General features: G+C 56.0%; 14 protein-coding genes. 13 read left to right on the plus strand and 1 reads right to left on the minus strand.

What is annotated here, in order from left to right; all coding sequences use genetic code 11:
* Positions 1–72 precede the first annotated feature (72 nt).
* On the minus strand, positions 73–615 hold the full coding sequence (locus E0E37_RS05090; RefSeq protein WP_130861914.1) for an NADH peroxidase: 543 nt from the start codon (positions 613–615) through the stop codon (positions 73–75).
* A 364-nt stretch (positions 616–979) separates the two neighbouring features.
* Between E0E37_RS05090 and E0E37_RS05095 the strand changes: the two genes are divergently transcribed.
* The 13 genes from E0E37_RS05095 (at position 980) to E0E37_RS05155 (ending at position 18102) form a co-directional block, all read left to right on the plus strand.
* On the plus strand, positions 980–1300 hold the full coding sequence (locus E0E37_RS05095) for a DUF6442 family protein (RefSeq protein ID WP_130861915.1): 321 nt from the start codon (positions 980–982) through the stop codon (positions 1298–1300).
* 8 nt (positions 1301–1308) lie between these two features.
* Complete coding sequence (locus E0E37_RS05100) at positions 1309–1530, plus strand: helix-turn-helix transcriptional regulator (RefSeq protein WP_130861916.1); 222 nt, start codon at positions 1309–1311, stop codon at positions 1528–1530.
* A 236-nt stretch (positions 1531–1766) separates the two neighbouring features.
* On the plus strand, positions 1767–3023 hold the full coding sequence (locus E0E37_RS05105) for an ABC transporter substrate-binding protein (protein WP_130861917.1): 1257 nt from the start codon (positions 1767–1769) through the stop codon (positions 3021–3023).
* Positions 3024–3403: 380 nt separating this feature from the next.
* Positions 3404–4291, plus strand: a complete 888-nt coding sequence (locus E0E37_RS05110; RefSeq protein WP_130861918.1) for a branched-chain amino acid ABC transporter permease — start codon at positions 3404–3406, stop codon at positions 4289–4291.
* Positions 4292–4294: 3 nt separating this feature from the next.
* Positions 4295–5404, plus strand: a complete 1110-nt coding sequence (locus E0E37_RS05115) for a branched-chain amino acid ABC transporter permease (RefSeq protein WP_130861919.1) — start codon at positions 4295–4297, stop codon at positions 5402–5404.
* Positions 5397–6242, plus strand: a complete 846-nt coding sequence (locus tag E0E37_RS05120) for an ABC transporter ATP-binding protein (protein WP_246019638.1) — start codon at positions 5397–5399, stop codon at positions 6240–6242. The genes E0E37_RS05115 and E0E37_RS05120 overlap by 8 nt, the downstream gene beginning before the upstream one ends.
* A 2-nt stretch (positions 6243–6244) precedes the next feature.
* Complete coding sequence (locus E0E37_RS05125) at positions 6245–6949, plus strand: ABC transporter ATP-binding protein (protein ID WP_130861920.1); 705 nt, start codon at positions 6245–6247, stop codon at positions 6947–6949.
* Between the two features lie 1867 nt (positions 6950–8816).
* Positions 8817–12239, plus strand: coding sequence for an S-layer homology domain-containing protein (locus tag E0E37_RS05130; protein ID WP_130861921.1), 3423 nt, complete (start codon positions 8817–8819; stop codon positions 12237–12239).
* Positions 12240–12343: 104 nt separating this feature from the next.
* Positions 12344–13450, plus strand: coding sequence for a hypothetical protein (locus tag E0E37_RS05135; RefSeq protein WP_130861922.1), 1107 nt, complete (start codon positions 12344–12346; stop codon positions 13448–13450).
* Positions 13451–13864: 414 nt separating this feature from the next.
* The gene (locus E0E37_RS05140) at positions 13865–15076 is read left to right on the plus strand and encodes an ABC transporter substrate-binding protein (RefSeq protein ID WP_165445217.1); all 1212 of its coding nucleotides are present in this window, start codon (positions 13865–13867) and stop codon (positions 15074–15076) included.
* A 118-nt stretch (positions 15077–15194) separates the two neighbouring features.
* Positions 15195–15419, plus strand: coding sequence for a NifU family protein (locus tag E0E37_RS05145; RefSeq protein ID WP_130861924.1), 225 nt, complete (start codon positions 15195–15197; stop codon positions 15417–15419).
* A gap of 328 nt (positions 15420–15747) precedes the next feature.
* Complete coding sequence (locus tag E0E37_RS05150; RefSeq protein WP_130861925.1) at positions 15748–17154, plus strand: CapA family protein; 1407 nt, start codon at positions 15748–15750, stop codon at positions 17152–17154.
* Positions 17155–17526: 372 nt separating this feature from the next.
* Entirely contained in the window at positions 17527–18102 is a 576-nt protein-coding gene (locus tag E0E37_RS05155; protein WP_130861926.1) for an RNA polymerase sigma factor, read from the plus strand.

Below are 18102 nucleotides of genomic sequence, written 5' to 3' on the forward strand. Positions count from 1 at the left end.
TGCCGGCAAATACCTGTTTCACACAGCTGTTTTAAGCTGCCATTGCTGCTTTTAAATTTATGGTCTTGCGTATTAACCGAAGTATCTCTTCAGCAGACCCTCGAAGGCCTTGCCGTGTCTCGCTTCGTCACGGGCCATTTCGTGAACGGTGTCGTGGATAGCGTCCAGGTTGGCAGCCTTGGCTCTCTTGGCCAGGTCGAATTTGCCCATGGTAGCGCCGTTCTCAGCGTCGATCCGCATTTCCAGATTCTTCTTGGTGGAGTCGGTCACGACCTCGCCCAGGAGCTCAGCAAACTTGGAAGCGTGCTCCGCCTCTTCGTAAGCGGCCTTCTCCCAGTACAGGCCGATCTCGGGGTAGCCCTCTCTGTGGGCGACTCTGGCCATGGCCAGATACATGCCGACCTCGGTGCACTCGCCCTCGAAGTTAGCTCTCAGATCCTTCATGATATCTTCGCTGGCGCCCTGCGCAACGCCTACAACATGCTCGGCGGCCCAGGTTCTCTCGCCGGCCTGCTCTACAAACTTATCAGCGGGAACCTTGCACTGCGGACATTGTGCCGGCGGCTGCTCGCCTTCAAAGACATAACCACATACGCTGCATACCCATTTTTTCATTTTCATTTCCTCCGTTTTTCAATCGCTTGCTTTAACTTAACTTATGTGCAATAACGTGTGTTCATTCTTCTGTTATCAGTCACGGCGCGGGAAGAACGAAACCGGGCCGCCGTATTTCATTTTTGTATTATGCCGCGAAGACCGGCAGCGGCGGCCTTACCCGTGGCCGGGCCGTTCTTTTCGCCAGGGCGGGATCGCCGCCCTGCGAGTTGTCCTCGCGTTACGTTTCTGTTTATACCACCACAGGAAGAGTCTAAACAAAAAAAATCGATTTTTATTTTTAATGCAGGCGTTGACAAGTATACTTGGTATGATACAATTGTGGTGCAAAGTAAACTTGGCATACGAATCCGGAGGTATCATTATGGATAGAGAAGAGATCCTGAAAAGAGCGCAAAATGTAAAGAAAAATCAAATGAATGAAATGCAGGAGTTCATTGAAAGATCAGGATGCAAATATGCGGTGATATTCGGCGGGATCGCCTGTGTCGTTTTAATGATCGCTAAAATAGCCGCGGGAGTATCGTGGTACGATACTTACTGCATATGGGCGATCATGTCGGGTTCTCTGCATTTGTACACGTGGAAAAAGACGAGGGCCCGATCTGCATTGCGCCTTGCTCTCGCATGGCTTGGCGTCGGGATCTTGTTTGGCCTTTGTTATATATTTGAAATTCTGCGATGAGGTGCGGCATGGATGACGGGTTAGTATTAAAAAACAGGCTGAAGTCCGCCAGAGCGGAAAAAGGTCTGTCGCAGGCAGAATTAGCGCAGATGGCGGGCGTGTCCCGCAATACCATCAGCTCCATTGAAACGGGGCAGTTTAATCCCACAGCCAAATTGGCGTTGATCCTGTGCACCGCTCTCGATAAAAAGTTTGAAGATCTGTTTTATTTTTCGATAGACGAAGAATAGTTATGCTGTGCATCCCGTATGGAAGGATGGCCCGGAGGCCTGTTGCCGGGCTGGGCAGAGTGAAATCAAAATTGGCCCCGGGCGGCTAAGGTAAAATGCCCGGAAAACCTTTACAATTTTCGGAAAATTGGTATATAATCAAGGAGATTAGATTTGCAGGGCACGGTCGCGGCGAAGAGCGGCGGTCATGCCCGAAGGGAGCGGCATAAGCCGCCTGCGAACAAGGAGGAGAGAATATGAAGAAAGTATCCCTATTGCTGGTGCTCGTCATGATCCTGTCTCTGGGTCTTTTCGGCTGCGGAGGGGACAGCGGCGCCGATAACGGCGGCAGCGGCGGAGACGCTGCGGCGGGCGTTAAAGTGGAAGGCGACGTGATCAAGATCGGCGTATTCGAGCCGACCACCGGAGAGAACGGCGGAGGCGGCATGCAGGAAGTTCTGGGCGCGCGTTACGCGAATCAGGTGGCGCCCACAGTGGACATCAACGGTACGACCTACAAGATCCAGCTGGAAGAAGTGGATAATCAGTCGGACAAAGCGGCTGCCGTTACGGCTGCTCAGTCGCTGCTGAGCAAAGGCGTTGTGGCGGTCCTGGGCTCCTATGGCTCCGGCGTGTCCATCGCCGCGGGACCGACCTTCCGGGACTCGGAGGTTCCGGCAGTGGGCTGTTCCTGCACCAATCCGCAGGTCACCCTGGGAAATGATTTTTATTTCAGAGCCTGCTTCCTGGATCCCTTCCAGGGCAGCGTAATGGCCAACTACGCTTATGACGCCGGATTCAAGAACGCGGCGGTGATCAGCCAGAACGGCGACGATTATTCCACAGGCCTGGCGGACTTTTTCAAGAATTCCTTCACGGCTCTGGGCGGCACGGTAGTAGCCGATGTCACGTACCAGACCAATGAGTCGGATTTCAATGCGCTGCTGACCAGCGTGAAAGGAAAGAATCCTGACGTTATCTTTGTTCCGTCTTCCATCAACACCGCAACGTTGATCCTGCCGCAGATCACGGCCAACGGCATCGACGCGCAGGTACTGGCCAGCGATACCTGGGAGAATGCGGCTATCATTTCCAAGGACGCGGTGGGCGTTGTGTTCTCCACCTTCTTCGATGAGAAGGACGAGAGCAACCCGGTGGCCAAGGAGTTCGTAGAAGGATTCAAAGAATATCTGAATTCCGATCCCAACAATATTAAGCTCAACGCCAACACCGACACGGTAGCGGCTGTGTCTGCGCTGGGATACGACGCCTATATGGCCGTATATCACGCGCTGGAAAGTCTGGACGGCACCGAAGGAGATATTACTTCCGTGGCGATCCGCGACGCGCTGAAGACCGTGAAGTTCGACGGCGTAACAGGTTCCATCGCATTTGATGAGAACGGGGACGCCATCAAAGATACGGCTTATCTGAAGACGGTGACGGAGGAATCCGTGACGTCGAAAGAATTCCAGTTTGTAAAGACGCAGAGCGTAAGCGATCTGGAGCAGTAAGGCCCCGGACGCTGAGGACGTTAAGAAAGAGATGAAACAGAGGTGGGGAGGCTTGCAGCCTCCCGCCGCTTTTATCGTTAATTCTATGAGAAAAGCGGCTCTCGGTATACAAGAGCACAAACGCCGGCAGTTGGTGAGTGTCGGGACGGCAGGGACGGCGGGCTTTGCTGCTGACCGTCCTGTAGGCCACCCAGCTGGCCGTCCTATTGGCCGTTCTGTTGGCCGTCCTATTGGCCGTTCTGTTGGCCGTCCGGCTGACCGTCTTGCTGGCCGCCCGGCTGGCTGTCCCGTTGGCCGCCCGGCTGGCCGTCCGACCCCCTGACCGGGGCCGGGACGCGTTTGTTCCCTTGGATACTGAGAGCGCAGGAGGCTCACAAATAATGTCGATCACAGTATTTTTACAGTATTGTTTGGCGGGCATATCTATCGGCGGCATCTATGCGCTCATTGCCATCGGATATACGATGGTCTACGGAATTTTACGTCTGATCAATTTCGCTCACGGCGATATTTTCATGATGTCCGCCTACTTTATGATCTTTGCCATGGTGAATTTTATGATCCCCTGGTATATCTCCGCCGTTATTGTTATCGTTTCCACGGTGGCGCTGGGCGTGATCATCGAGAAAGTGGCTTACAAGCCTCTGCGCAACGCGCCGCGGATGTCTATCATGATCTCCGCCATCGGCGTGTCCTATCTGCTGCAGAATCTGGCCACGTATCTGTTTTCGGCGCTGCCGAAGCCCTATCCGGATATTCCGGTGCTGAACAGAACCATCTACCTGGGCGAGGTGTCTACGTCCCTGGTGACCTTTATTACTCCGATCATCACCATCGCGGCGGTGGCAGGACTGCTTGCGCTGCTGAAATACACCAAGATCGGCATGGCCATGCGGGCCGTGGCCAAGGACTTTGAAACGGCGCAGCTCATGGGGATCAAGATCAACAGCGTGATCAGCATGACCTTCGTCATCGGCTGTTCGCTGGCGGCGGTGGGATCTATGCTGTATTTTACGCCGCGTCCGTCGGTATTTCCGCTGGCGGGGTCGCTGCCGGGGCTGAAGTGCTTTGTGGCCGCCGTGTTCGGCGGCATCGGGAGCATTCCGGGGGCAGTGCTGGGCGGTTTTATCATCGGCCTGTCTGAGACCTTCATCAAGGCGGCGGGATATTCCGAGTTCAGCGATGTGTTTACGTTTATTCTTCTGATCGTGGTGCTGATGTTCAAGCCCACCGGCCTGTTCGGCGAAAACATGACGGAGAAGGTGTAGATTATGATGACGAAGAAATCAAAGAGGATATGTACCGTAATCGCCCTGGCCGCCCTGGCCGGCGTGATCTTTTGCATCGGCGAGTTTGCCTCCACGTCTTCCATGCTTCGTACAGTGCTGCAGTTGGGTTCTATTTATGCGCTGGTGGCTGTTTCCATGAATCTGCTCAACGGGTTTACGGGTCTGTTCTCACTGGGGCAGGCGGGTTTTATGGCTGTGGGGGCTTATACCTTTGCGGTTCTGACGATCCCGGTGGCCTACAAGCCGGGCGTTTACTATCTCTACGGCGTAGCCGACGCTCTGGCGGGCGTGTCGCTGCCAACCTGGGCGGGACTGCTGCTGGCGGGCGTTCTGGCTTCGCTGTTCGCAGCGGTCATCGGAGCCCCGGTCCTGCGGCTGAAGAGCGATTATTTCGCCATTGCCACGCTGGGATTTGCGGAGATCGTGCGTATCGTGGTAGCCAGTTCGCCGCTGAACCGCGTGACCAACGGGTCCCTGGGACTGAACAGCATTCCCGGATACGGCTCCTATTACACGCCCTTTTTCGTAGTGTTTATCTGTATCGCCATCATGGTGATGTTGATGCGCAGCTCCTACGGAAGGGCCTTCAAGGCGATCCGGGAGGATGAGATCGCGGCGGAAGCCATGGGCATCAATCTGGCGAAACACAAGCAGATGGCTTTTGTGATCAGCTCCTTTTTCGCGGGGATCGGCGGCGCGCTGATGGCCATGTATCTGCGGGCCATCACACCCACTACATTCCCGGTGCTTCTGACCTACAACATCCTGCTGATCGTGGTGATCGGCGGAATGGGCAGCATCACGGGCAGCGTTATCGCGGCTTTTCTGGTGACGGCGGCCAAGGAATGGTGGCTGCGCTTTCTGGACGTTCCCATGGTCATCGGGGGCTTTCAGGTACCGCTTCTGCGGACGGGTTTTCGGATGGTGGTCTTCTCCATTATACTCATGCTGGTAGTTCTCTTCTGGAGGAGAGGCATTATGGGACAGAACGAGTTTTCCTGGGATGGACTGTGCAGGCTGCTGCGGGGAGAGCGGAGAAAGAAAAGGCCCGGCTCCAAGAACTCTGTGGGAGGAGGCGCGGTGAATGGCTAAGGATATGAGAGAAAATGTACTGCGTCTCAGCGACGTGACTATGCAGTTCGGAGGCGTGGTCGCCGTAAATAACCTGAACATGGAAGTAAACCGCGGCGAGATCGTCGGTCTCATCGGGCCTAACGGGGCGGGAAAAACAACGGTGTTCAACGTGATCACCGGCGTTTACGCGCCTACCAACGGCGCGGTGGCGCTGAATGAAAAGACGATCCTGGAAAACTATCCGCAGGGTAAAATGAAGACCATGTACAAGGGTGAAAACGCCGGGAAATATGGAAAAGTCCAGCTCCTCAGCCCGGATAAGATAACGAAAATGGGCGTGGCGAGGACATTTCAGAACATCAGGCTGTTCAAAGAACTGTCCGTGTTTGAGAACGTGCTCATCGCCAAGCATATGAATATCAAAGCAAACGTCTTCTCCGCCACTTTCATGCTCAATCACAGAGAAGAGAAGCAGATGCAGGAAGAGACCATGGAGCTTTTAAAGCTTCTGGACCTGGAAAAAAACAAAGACGACGTGGCCACATCTCTGCCTTACGGCAAGCAGCGCCATCTGGAGATCGCCAGAGCGCTGGCCACCAAACCCCAGCTCCTTCTGCTTGACGAACCGGCGGCGGGCATGAACCCGCAGGAGTCGGACGACCTGATGCACTTTATCGGCCGCATTCGGGACGATTTCAGTCTGTCCATCCTCATGATCGAGCATCACATGCAGGTAGTCATGGGCGTCTGCGAACGGATCTATGTGCTGGATTACGGCGCTCTGATCGCGGAGGGAACGCCCTCCGAGGTCCAGAACAATCCAAAGGTCATCGAAGCGTATCTGGGGGTGGATTGATCATGCTGAAAATAGAAAATCTGCACGTATATTACGGCGGCATCCACGCCCTGCAGGGCATTGATCTGGAGGTGCCGGACGGGAAGATCATTTCCCTGATCGGCGCCAACGGGGCGGGGAAAAGTACTACGCTGAAGGCCATCATGAGCCTTGTACAGAAAACGCAGGGAAATCTGGAATTCGACGGAGTGAATATCACGAAGCTGGAGACCAGAGCGGTGGTAAAGACAGGGATCGTGCTCTGCCCCGAGGGCAGGCGTGTCTTTCCTGACCTGACCGTTTCGGAAAACCTGACCATCGGCGCGTATCTGAGAAAAGACAAAGATGGGATCAGGAAGGATAAAGAGTGGGTCTATGAGCTGTTCCCGCGAATGAAGGAACGGGAATGGCAGGCGGCGGGAACGCTGTCCGGAGGAGAACAGCAGATGCTGGCCGTGGGCCGCGCGCTGATGGCCAGACCCAAGCTTTTGATGCTGGATGAGCCCTCCCTGGGACTGGCACCGCTGGTCATTAAGGATATCTTTTCCATCATAAAGGAGATCAATAACGCCGGCGTCAATATTCTGCTCATCGAGCAGAACGCCAAGGCCGCTTTGGAGATCGCCGACTACGCTTATGTGATGGAGACGGGACTCATCACGCTCTCCGGACCGGGGAAAGAAATTTTGGCCAACGATCAGGTGCGCAAAGCCTACCTGGGGGAATAAGCGCGCAGATAAAATTAATATGAAAACGCATAGGAGCCGCCGGCTGTATAGCCGCGCGGCTTTTTTGTGATGAGGAAGATGCGCGTAGGCGAAGGGTGGTGCTGGGGAAGTAGTGCGGAGGTGAAGAGTGGCGCTGGAGAAGTAGTGCGGAGGTGAAGAGTGGCGCTGGGGAAGATTTGCGGGGGCGCAGAGTAGCGCTGGGGAAAGTTTGCGAAGGCGAAGGGTGGCACTGGAGAAAGTTTGCAGAGGTGGAGAGTGGCGCTGGGGGGAGATTTGCAGAGGCGAAGAGTGGCGCTGGAGAAAGTTTGCGGAGGTGGAGAGTGGCGCTGGGGGGAGGTTTGCGGGGACGCAGAGTGGCGCTGAGGAAGGTTTGCGGGGACGCAGAGTGGCGCTGAGGAAGGTTTGCAGAGGCGAAGAGTGGCGCAGGATGCCGGGAGGGTGCCGGGAGACGAGAGGGGGCAGGGGGATGCCGGGAGCGTGGCTCAGCGCGCAGGGAAAGAGTTGGAGACACAGGCCGGCGCGCAGGGGATGGTGAGGGAATGGTGGGATGTGAGAGACGCGCAGGGGGAAAGAGATAGTGCCGTGAGGTGAGCTGCTCACAGGGAAGGGGGAGCTGGTGCGGGAAGCGATCGGCGCCCGGGGAGGCGGAGTTAGCTTCCGCTCGGCGATTGGGTCTGAGGATAAGTAGGCGAAATGTAGATTTTTTTCTCGATTTCGCCGAAATAGAGCTGATAAATAGGTGAAAACCCACTGAAAAATTGATTCTCGCATATTTGGCGGCAAGTATTAAGCGATTCTCACTGATTTTTGCGTGTTTTTCGGGGATTTTCAATTTTTTTTGCTGTTTTCGCCTATTCCGCAGTTGGACAGGGGCGCGGCCGTCTATTTCTCAGCCCGCCGATCCATCTCGCCGCGGCCCGGAAGCCCGCCAGCCCGCCGATCCATCTCGCCGCGGCCCGGAAGCTGTCTCTTATACCCCCCGCCAGCCCAGAAGCCCCGCGGCCGGCCAATATCCACCCCGCGCCAACCCCATGGCCGCTTATTCCACAGCCCGCTAGCCCGCCAGCCGCCAATTCCGCAGCTTGTCAAGCTCAAGGTCAGCAAATCCCCGGTCCGGCCATGCCCTACTGGACAGTTAAGTGGCCGGGCTGTTCTGCAGCCGGGCAGTCCTGCGATCTCAAGGGGGGCGGTCTGATCCCACTGCAGACGATCTATTTTGTAAAATAACTGTAAAAGAGTTGAATTTCAGTGGATAAACGATTACAATATAAATTACATAAAAGAATACATAATAGATTACACGATTTGTACGGACGGCCGGAAAGACATTGTGGGATGTTTTTTGACTGTAAGATAATGGGTGTGTGGGGGACAGGATCATGTCTGTCGATTGTTGTGGGAACTTGCGGGATAGCAATGTGGGATTGCGGGACCGCTGGCTTTTGAGTCGGAATGACGAAGAGTGCACGACTGGCGTTCGATCTGAACCGGAAAGAGCCGTCTTTGAAGCGCAGAGCGTTCTGCGCCGTAGTTTTTATGTTCAGAAAATAACAACTCCACCTGACCCGATAACCTTTTTGTTAAAGAAACGCGTGAACAGCCCGGCAGCTGAGAGCCGGTCATGTTTGTGCGTTTTTTTATAGCATAGAAAATACCAGTCACTGATATTTTCTGTGTTTTAAAAAGGTTTCCTTCATGAGATGCGTGCGAAGCCAGGAAAGACTTGAAAACAATTTAACAGCATAGAGCAAAGCCCGTCTATTTCATGAAGGAGACTTTTTAATACTTTATACATCCCGTCTGTGTTCTGTGTGGGCAGAATGAAAGCGGAGACGGGTGTGTTACAACTTGTTGTGGGGAGGTTTTTATGAAAAGATCTAAGGTGTGGGCTATTTTGCTGAGCGCGGCAATGATCTTTGCGATGTTCCCCGGAGCAGTCTTTGCGGACACAGAAGGTGCCGATGCAAAGACCGATACGGGACAATTCGCGGACATGCCGTCCGACTGGTCGACCGAAGCGCTGCAGAACGCAGTGGCAAACGGCCTGATCAGCGGTTATGATGAAAACGGTCAAAAACTGATCAAGCCTGACGGCACGCTGACCAGAGCGGAGATGGGAACGATCATCAACAATGCTTTTGGGGCTTCGGAAAAGGCGAGCTTAACTGGCGTAAAGGACGTGGCGCAGTCTGCCTGGTATTATGACCAGATGGCGAAAGCCGTACAGATGGGCAGCTTTGCGGCGTCGTCTGAACTGCGGCCGGAGGCGGCGATCACCCGCCAGGAAGTAGCGACGGTGCTGGCGAAGGTATTCCGCCTTCCCGAGGCAAAAGCTTCCGCCCTCGATGCCTTTACGGACAAGGGCGCCGTAGCTTCCTGGGCCCAGGGATTTGCCGCAGCCATGGCGGAAAGCGGTTACATGTCCGGGAGCAACGGTAAGCTGAATCCGGCTGCCAACATTACCAGAGCTGAATTCGCGGCGATCATGAACAACATGGTGGCGCAGTACATCCGTCAGCCGGGTACTTATACGGAAGTCGCCGCTAAAGGCAACGTGATGGTCAACGCAGCGGACGTGACGCTGAAGAACGTAACGGTCAACGGCGACCTGATCCTGGGAGACGGCGTGGGAGCCGGAAACGTAACGCTGGACAGCGTAAAAGTGACGGGGCGAACTGTCGTCAGAGGCGGCGGCGTCAATTCCGTCATCATCAAAGGAACCAGCGATCTAGGTGAAGTGATCGTGTCCAAGGTCGGCGGCAACGTGCGTGTGAGCGTGCAGGGAAATGCCGGCGTCAGCGTGATCACGGTCAACGATGGAAAGAACGATGTGATCATAGAAGGAACTGTGGATAAGCTGGTGCTGGATGCGGCGGTACCCGTAATAACCCGCAGCGCCGAGATCAAGACTGTGGAGATCAACCAGTCCGGATCGGAACTGACTGTGGAAAAGGGCAGCAAGGTAGCCACTGTTTCCGTGGCCGAGGAAGCGGAAAAAGCTTCCGTATCGGTGGCGGGAACGGTGACAACGCTCAACACGGCGGCGCCGAAGACGGAGATCGCAGTGAGCGGTACGGTCAACAAGGTAGTGGCGGAAAAAACAGCCGAGTCCACCAAGGTGACCACAGAGTCTACCGCTAAGGTGGACAGCGTCGTGACCTCCGCGCCCAAGACGGAAGTTTCCGGAAAAGGAAACGTCGCCAAGGTGGAGGCCAAGGAAGGGGCGCACAATTCCACCGTGACGGTGCCGGGAACCAGCGTGACGGTGGATAAGAACACGGAAGGCGTAAAAGCGGGAACGGGCAGCAATACTGAAGTAAAACCCGGCGGGAGCGCTACCGTACCCGGAACATCCGGATCGACCGGCGGCGGTGGCGGCGGAGGTGGCGGCCATGGCGGCGGCACTCAGGCCAAGACCTACGCCGTTACATCGGAAGGCGCGCTGAAGACAGCGCTCTCTCAGGCGGCCGCAGGCGATACCATCCGGCTGGACGACAGCTTCGCAGTGACAGATAAGTTCACTGTAAACAAAGCGCTGACTTTGAACCTGAACGGGAAGACGCTGACCACCGCTTATAAAGGCACCGTGACAGACGCGGCCTTCGACGTGGCTTCCGGCGGCAATCTGACGCTGACGGATTCCGCTTCCGGCGGAAAACTGACATCCAGCAACAGCATGGCGCTGCTGCGCGTTCAGGCCGGCGGGACCATCAACGTGAACAGCGGCAGCTATGAGCTGACCGGAACTACAGAGGATGAAAGTCGGGTCATTCGCAACGAGGGAACCTTGAACATGACCGGCGGAACGGTGAAGAGCGAGAGAAACAGCAGCGCGCCGGCGCTCAACAACAGAGACGGCAGCAAGCTGACCCTCTCAGGCGGAACCGTGGACTCCGTTTACGGAATCGGCATGTTTGGGAAATGCAGCGTGACCATCTCCGGGACAGCCGTCGTAAAGAGCACAGGCATCGCCGTGTCGGGCAACGGAACAAAAACCTTCGAGGGATACACGCTGACTATCAACGGCGGGACCATCACAAGTGAAGACACCGCCATCTATCTGCCCAGCGCAGGGATCACCAGGATCACGGCCGGAAACATCAGCGGCAAGGAGATCGGGATCGGCATCCGAGCGGGAGAACTCACCGTGAGCGGCGGAACTGTGACTGCCAGCGCAGCGAGAAACGCAGAGGGGCAGCTGGAGAGCGGAAAGTCGGGAGTATTGACCGGCGCGCTGGTGGTTGGAAAACCTGAGTCCACCTCCGAAGACGGATATGTGGGAGCTGTCAAGGTGAAGCTTGACGGCGGCAGTTTCATCAACGAAAGCGGCGACGCTGTGGTCAACGACAAGAGGCATTTTTCTGAGCAGGTGACCGTGACTGTGGCGGACAGCGTAACGATCAGCGGAAAGTATGTGGTGATCACAGGAGAGAAAACCTTTACGGAAGTTATCACAGACACCGCAAAGCTGAAGGAAGCGCTGAACAAGGCCGTGGCAGCTGCGATCCCGGGCATCAACAGTACCATCGAAAGCTATGGCGCCATCTCCTTTGACCAATCCACCGGTACCGTGGACGTATCGGTGAAAGATACGGCGAAGGATCTGGGCGCTGTCGCCGCGGATATTCTCAGCCCTGTGCTCGCGGTGGTGAAGGACTACAACCACGGCGAGATCAAGACCCTGACCATCAACAGCCGGAATATTGAGCTGGGCTCATCCCAAGAATCGGCGCAGATCGTCGCTGCCGTACAGGCGGCGCTGCCCGGAGCCAGCAAACTGGACGATATCATCGGAAAAACTTTGTCCCTTAAGCTGACGGCGAAAACCGCGGCGGATGTGAGCTATTCAGTGGATTATACCATGTCCTTTGGCTCCACGCGGGATGCGTTGAATAAACTGGCGGCGGCCATGGCCACAGCGGTCAATGCAAAGATGACGAACTATGCCAGCCTGTCGCTCAGCGACACGACGCTGAATGTTACGATCACCAACGGCGACACCACGGTGAGCAAGGTATTCAGCGATATCGCAGAGCCCCTTGTAACTCAGCTCACGGCCAATAAGTGCGTCGAGTCGATGACGGTAAACGAAGAAACCCTCGCTTTGGGCGATCCGCTGAATGCCGCGCAGCTGGAGGCCTTCGTGAAGGCGTGCGATCTGTTGGGAAATAACACGCTGGACGGCACTACGAAAATCAGCCAGTTAGACGGCAAAAACGTGGCGGTGACTGTAAAGGCCGCCGACGAAAAGGAATACAACTATACAGTGTCTTTTTCTGTGACCCAGTAATCGTTCAGGCGGGCGTAGCCGCCATAGACCGACATGTGAGGAGCAGCCTGTCGCAGGCTGCTCCTGCCGGTTGTTCCGTCTCTTTGGAGGAAAACGTCGTTACCGTGAGAATGGAGAAGCCGGCGGCCGGGAGCAGAGCGCTCTCGGTCTATCTGCTGGACGCCTTCCGCGCGGATGGGATCGTTTCTCTGAAGCTCTCCGACGCAACCTTTGCGGCGGTGCAGCTGACGGAAGAAAAGGCGGATGAGATATGGGGGAGCGCCGATGGACTGCTCTCCGGGTTACTGGGTAAGAAAAACGCGCAGAGAGAACAAAACGTTACCGTTATATGCGAGACGAAGGGGATTCCCTTCAGCAAAGATTACAGCGTCGTTTTTATGCAGGATGAAAATGCGGTAAGAGCGGCTGCCGACCTGCTGACGGATAAACTGAGAAGGTGGAGCGGCGGACAGAGCAACGGCAAACTGCATCTGCGCATGGAACCGGACGGCGAGACCATAGTGATGAACGTTATGGCGGGAGGAGCCGGTTTTATCACTGGGGCGCAGGGTTCCGGACTGAAAACGATGCTGATCGGGGACGCCGGATTCTATGATATGTATCAACTTACCATCAGTGATGGGGATAAGACCACCGAGGCTGCGGTCTCCCTGCTGGAGGATCCCGAGAGGCCCAATACCTGGGACAATCATAAATCCGGTGCGTTTGATTTCCTTTCCTATGCCGGCACAGTGGCGGACATGTGGGGGATCTCTGTTTCCGGGAAGCTGGAGGACGCTCTCACGCCTGCGCCGGCCAAGGGCCACGTCCTGTATCACTGCAGGAATATAGACGGGATCGAGTATGAAAAACAGTTTTGCTACCGGCTGGCCGACGGCAGGACGCCGGATACGGGAACGGACAGTTCCGCAGTGATCTCTTACAGTACGGATGGAGACCGGTGGGAGACCCTGACGTTCACCGACAATGGCCAACAGGACGCCAGCCTGCCTCTGGGGGATTATTACTTAAAGATCGCGCCTGCGGATGCGAAAGGCAGCGTGACGATCGAAAGCGGATTGACAGGTCTGAGTATTGCGGAATGGACCGGCCCGGAGACCGCCGTGCGGGTGGAGTACGACAGAACCTATGGAGTGCAGCAGTGCGTGATCACGGTTCAAGCGGAGGATACCAGCCGCAAAACGAAGTATGTTATTTTGATCGTTTCATAGTCTCAGGAGCGGAGGATAACATAAGGAACCCAGATCCGGCCGGTGGAAAGAATGCAGGTCGTTTTTGATTCATAAGATTGCCGTAGGACAGGCGTCCCGCCTTCCTGCGGCTTTTTTATAACATAGGAAATATGTCCGCTGATATTTCCGTATGTTTCAAAAAAGTTTACCTTATGAAAGTGAGTCCGCAGGGCGAATATGTTTTCCAAGGAAACTTTTTTATGTCTGAAATGCCAAGCGCGAAGACGGAAAGCTCGATTATACTTGTGGAAGTCTTCGGGCCAATATGGTAAAATAGCCGTAAGTCGGCTATTTTACGGATTCTGTGCGCGGAGCGTGAGATGGGCGGATTTAAAATCCGTAAAAGATGCAAAAAGACATGAAAAACTGAGGGATGAAAAAGGGGAGGAAACGGTGACAGATAAGAATAAGAGTATGGGGCGGTTTCGCAGGGGCGCGGGACTGCTGGCCGCGGCGCTTTTCTGCACGTGGCTTCTGGCAGGCTGCGCGACCTTTGATGATTTTATAAAGGGACTGGACGACGAGGAGACGGAAGAAGTGGTGCGCATCGGCATATTCGAGCCGATGTCGGGGGAGGATAAGGAAGCGGGAGCGCTGGAGATCCAGGGGATCGAGCTGGCTCACGAGCTTTATCCGGAGGCTTTGGGCAAACCGGTGGAGCTGTTTTACGCCGATAACCGGTCCGATGTGACGGTGGCGGAGGATGCGGCAAAGGAGCTGGCAGCCGATCGGGTGGCGGCGGTGCTTGGAAGCTACACCAGTACGCTGAGTCTGGTGGGCGGAGACGTGTTCGAGGAGCACGCTATCCCGGCGGTGGGCATTACCTGCACAAATCCGCTGGTGACAAAGATCAATCCCTATTACGCCAGAGTCTGCTTCGTGGACTCCTTCCAGGGCAACGCGGCGGCCAAATATGTATACGAGTGTCTGAAGCAGACGCAGGCGGTGGTGCTGAGGGAAGCGGACAACGACTACGCTTCGGCCATGGCCCAGCAGTTTTCGGACAAGCTGTCTTCGCTCACGGGAGATCCGCAGGCAGTGGTTCTGACGGCGGAGTATGAAAAAGGAGCGCAGGACTTTACAAAGCAGCTGGAACAGATCCGCTCCGGCGGCGTGAAGATCGTGTATTTTCCCAGTGAGATGAAGGATGCGCTGGCGGTGATGAAGGCGGCGGAGGGCATGGGCCTCACGTTTATCGGCACGGATAAGTGGGACCGCGATGAGTTTCTTGAACAGGGCGGGAGCGCCGTGGAGGGCGCGGCTTTTACTGCGATCTACGACGCGGATACCCAGCTGACGGATATGTCGGCTGAGTTCCTTGACGCCTACGCGGAGAAATACGGCAGCGACAAGACGCCGGAGAGCGCGGTGGCGCTGGGATTCGACGCTTATCTGGTCGCCCGGGAGGCCATCAACAGGGCGGGGACCGCGCTGTCCGGGGGAGCGATCATGGCGGAGATGACCAAGATCAAAGAACTGCCGGGAGCGACGGGGCTGATCACTCTGAACAGCGACGGCGACCCCATCAAGCCGGTGGCCATCAATACGGTGAGCGGCGGAGCGTTTACCCACGCTTACACTGCGGAGCCCGTATGGGGACAGTAAATTGTTGTTTACAGCGAAGTGGTCAGATGGTACAATACCCCTGTCGGATAAAGAATCGGATAAATCAATAAAAGCCGGCCGGACAGCGCGTCCGGCACGCTTATATGGAGGGATCACAATGAAAGAGAATATTAAAGCGGCGCTGGAAAACATCAGACCGTTTCTTCAGAGAGACGGCGGCGATGTGGAGTTTGTGGACTATACCGAGGACAAAGTGGTCCTGGTGCGGCTGCAGGGACACTGCGCCGGCTGTCCCCACGCGCAGATGACCATCAAGCACGGCATCGAACAGCTGCTGAAGGAGCAGTATCCGGAGATCGACCGCGTAGAAGCGGTACAGTAGTCCGGCGAAAATCTCTGAGTACAGGCGCCGCAGTGCGGGCGAAAACGAGACCGGGGCTGTTGGGCCCCGGTCTTTGTGCATCAACCGCCGCCGGGCTGCCGTTTGAGCCGGGCCGGAGCGGTCGAAGCGAACGGAGCGGCCGAAGCGGAAAAACGTCAGAGCCGTCCCGTGAGACGGAAGTATCGTGCAGACGGCGGAAGCCGTGGGCAGAATAGCAGTACGGCAGACTGTCAGCGGACCGCCCGGAAGCGGCGGGAGACCGTAAGCGCACAGAATGCCGATGGGAAACAGAGGATAAAGACAGCCTGGAGTGGCAAGGGGTAATGGGATGACAGAGCAGTATGGAACAGATGGCGGAGAGCGCGCCAGAAGAGAAGCGGCTCGAAAGATCAGAAAACAGAAGATCATCAGGCGGAGGATCACGGCGCTGATCTGCGCGGGAGTGCTGGTGGTCGCGGCGGGCTTCGGCCTGTCCCGGCTGCTTGGAGGAGGAGACGACGGCGAAGGAGACGGCAGTGGCGGAGGCGGTATTTTCGGCAGCGCGGAGCCGAAGGCAGAGCCTGTTGAGCTGACTATTTCCTGCGTGGGGGACGTGATGGCCCATCAATCTCAATTGACGGCCCAGTACGATTCTGCGACAAAAAGCTATAATTTTGACGATAATTTTCAGTATGTGAAAAAGTACATAGAGGGGGCCGATCTGGCGCTGTGCAATGTAGAGACCACCTTTGCAGGCGGAGCCTACACAGGCTACCCCTCCTTCAACGCGCCGGAGACCCTGGCGGACGCGCTGAAAAACGCAGGTTTTGATGTGGCCATCACTGCAAACAATCACATGATGGACAAGGGGTTCTCCGGTATGCAGAGGACGGTAGAGGTCCTGAGAGCCGCCGGTCTTCCCGTGACGGGGTCCCGGCTGACCGGAGAGACGCAGAAGTACGTGATGCAGGAAGTGAACGGCGTTCAGGTGGCCGTGGTAGCTTATACGTATGAGACGCCCGGCGTCAACGGCCGGAGGACCATAAACGGAAATCCGCTGTCGGACGAGGCCAAATCGGCGATCAACAGTTTCAGCTACAATTCGCTGGACAATGATCTGGCTGACGTTCAGGCGACCATCAGCGCCGCCAGGGAGGCGGGAGCGCAGATCGTGACGGTTTATTTCCACTGGGGCGAGGAATACCAGCGCACGCCTAACGACTGGCAGCAGACCATCGCAAGAAGGGCTGCGGAGATGGGCGCGGACCTGATCTTTGCCTCCCACCCCCACGTGCTTCAGGGCGTGGAGATGCTGGAAATTCCGGCCGACGTGCCGGCAGATGCGTCTGCCGGCGGGGACGAGGACGATAACGGGGCAGACTCCGGCGGCCAGACGCAGGATCCTGCGGTCCGCAGAGTTCCGGTGTTTTACTCTATGGGAAACTTCATCTCCAACCAGCGGACGGAGACGCTGGGCGATACCATGAACAAAAAATATACGGAACAGGGCATGATCGCCAACGTGCACATCACCTACGATAAGACCGCCGGAAAGATCACGGATATTTCCATGGACGCTATGCCTACCTGGGTAGACAAGTACAATTCGGGCGGGAAGGTGAATTATGCCATCGTGCCGCTGGACAGCGCCATGGCCGACAATGCGGCGCTGAAGACCTCCGGGCATCTGAGCCGGGCCCAGGACGCGCTGTCCGATGTGAAAAAGCTGCTGGGCGAGGAATACGTGGCGCAGTAGCTGCCGCACATCTTCGCGTGGGCATGGCAGGAAAGCCTGCGGCCCTGGACTGGTCTGGCTGAGGCGGCGCTGTCTGCGAGTACAGAAATCAATGTCCGTCATGTAAAGAGCCGGTATGGCCAGTATGGTAAATGTGGATCAGCCTTGCCATACTGGCTTTTTTTACATCGCGGCGCTGCAGGATGACCAACACCTGATAAAGATCTGTCTGAAGCAAAACCGCTGTCCAGTATGGAAACAGCTGCCTCATCTGCGAAAAAGAGTGTTTAAGAGGGCGGCGTCAAAGTAATATGGAGAGGCAGGATGAAAAATTGCAGGACAGTGCAATAAAATCCAGATCCCGCGCATTATTCTGATGACAGGAGAAAATTCATGTTTGCAATTTGTTTGGCTTCCGCAGCCGCGTGTTCCGGCGAGGACAGCATCAGGATCATTGAAGAACAGATGGAGCGGATCGCCCGCCGCGATCAGGAGGCCTTGGGCATGTTGTACCAGCGGACGAAATCCGCCGTGTACGGTTTTGTCCTGTCGATCCTGAAAAATACACAGGACGCGGAGGATGTGTTGCAGGATACGTATATTCAGATCTACACGGCTGCGGATACCTATCTGGCGAAGGGGAAACCCATGGCATGGATACTGACCATCGCCAGAAATCAGGCTATGATGAAGCTGCGGGACAGAAAGAAGACGGCCGACATCCCTCAGGAGGACTGGGAAAACTGCCTGGCGGAAAACCCGGGACTCTCCCACGAAGACCGGCTGGTACTGCAGACGGTTCTGGGCACGCTTTCCGGGGAAGAACTGCAGATCGTCATGCTCCACGCCGCAGCGGGGTTTCGGCACAGGGAGATCGCCTCTCTGCTTTCGCTTCCGCTGTCAACGGTTCTTTCAAAATATAACAGGGCCATGAAGAAACTCAGAGTGAAGCTGACGGAGGGAGAGTAA

It is taken from the genome of Bacilliculturomica massiliensis, from assembly GCF_900605495.1.
GTDB classification, from domain to species: domain Bacteria; phylum Bacillota; class Clostridia; order Peptostreptococcales; family Anaerovoracaceae; genus Bacilliculturomica; species Bacilliculturomica massiliensis.

Excerpts from the sequence above, each read along its gene's own strand:
- E0E37_RS05150 (WP_130861925.1), top strand. The coding sequence starts at position 15,748 with ATGACAGAGCAGTATGGAACAGATGGCGGAGAGCGCGCCAGAAGAGAA.
- E0E37_RS05105 (WP_130861917.1), top strand. The coding sequence starts at position 1,767 with ATGAAGAAAGTATCCCTATTGCTGGTGCTCGTCATGATCCTGTCTCTG.
- E0E37_RS05115 (WP_130861919.1), top strand. The coding sequence starts at position 4,295 with ATGATGACGAAGAAATCAAAGAGGATATGTACCGTAATCGCCCTGGCC.
- E0E37_RS05155 (WP_130861926.1), top strand. The coding sequence starts at position 17,527 with ATGTTTGCAATTTGTTTGGCTTCCGCAGCCGCGTGTTCCGGCGAGGAC.
- E0E37_RS05120 (WP_246019638.1), top strand. The coding sequence starts at position 5,397 with ATGGCTAAGGATATGAGAGAAAATGTACTGCGTCTCAGCGACGTGACT.
- E0E37_RS05110 (WP_130861918.1), top strand. The coding sequence starts at position 3,404 with ATGTCGATCACAGTATTTTTACAGTATTGTTTGGCGGGCATATCTATC.
- E0E37_RS05100 (WP_130861916.1), top strand. The coding sequence starts at position 1,309 with ATGGATGACGGGTTAGTATTAAAAAACAGGCTGAAGTCCGCCAGAGCG.
- E0E37_RS05130 (WP_130861921.1), top strand. The coding sequence starts at position 8,817 with ATGAAAAGATCTAAGGTGTGGGCTATTTTGCTGAGCGCGGCAATGATC.
- E0E37_RS05090 (WP_130861914.1), bottom strand. The coding sequence starts at position 615 with ATGAAAAAATGGGTATGCAGCGTATGTGGTTATGTCTTTGAAGGCGAG.
- E0E37_RS05095 (WP_130861915.1), top strand. The coding sequence starts at position 980 with ATGGATAGAGAAGAGATCCTGAAAAGAGCGCAAAATGTAAAGAAAAAT.
- E0E37_RS05125 (WP_130861920.1), top strand. The coding sequence starts at position 6,245 with ATGCTGAAAATAGAAAATCTGCACGTATATTACGGCGGCATCCACGCC.
- E0E37_RS05145 (WP_130861924.1), top strand. The coding sequence starts at position 15,195 with ATGAAAGAGAATATTAAAGCGGCGCTGGAAAACATCAGACCGTTTCTT.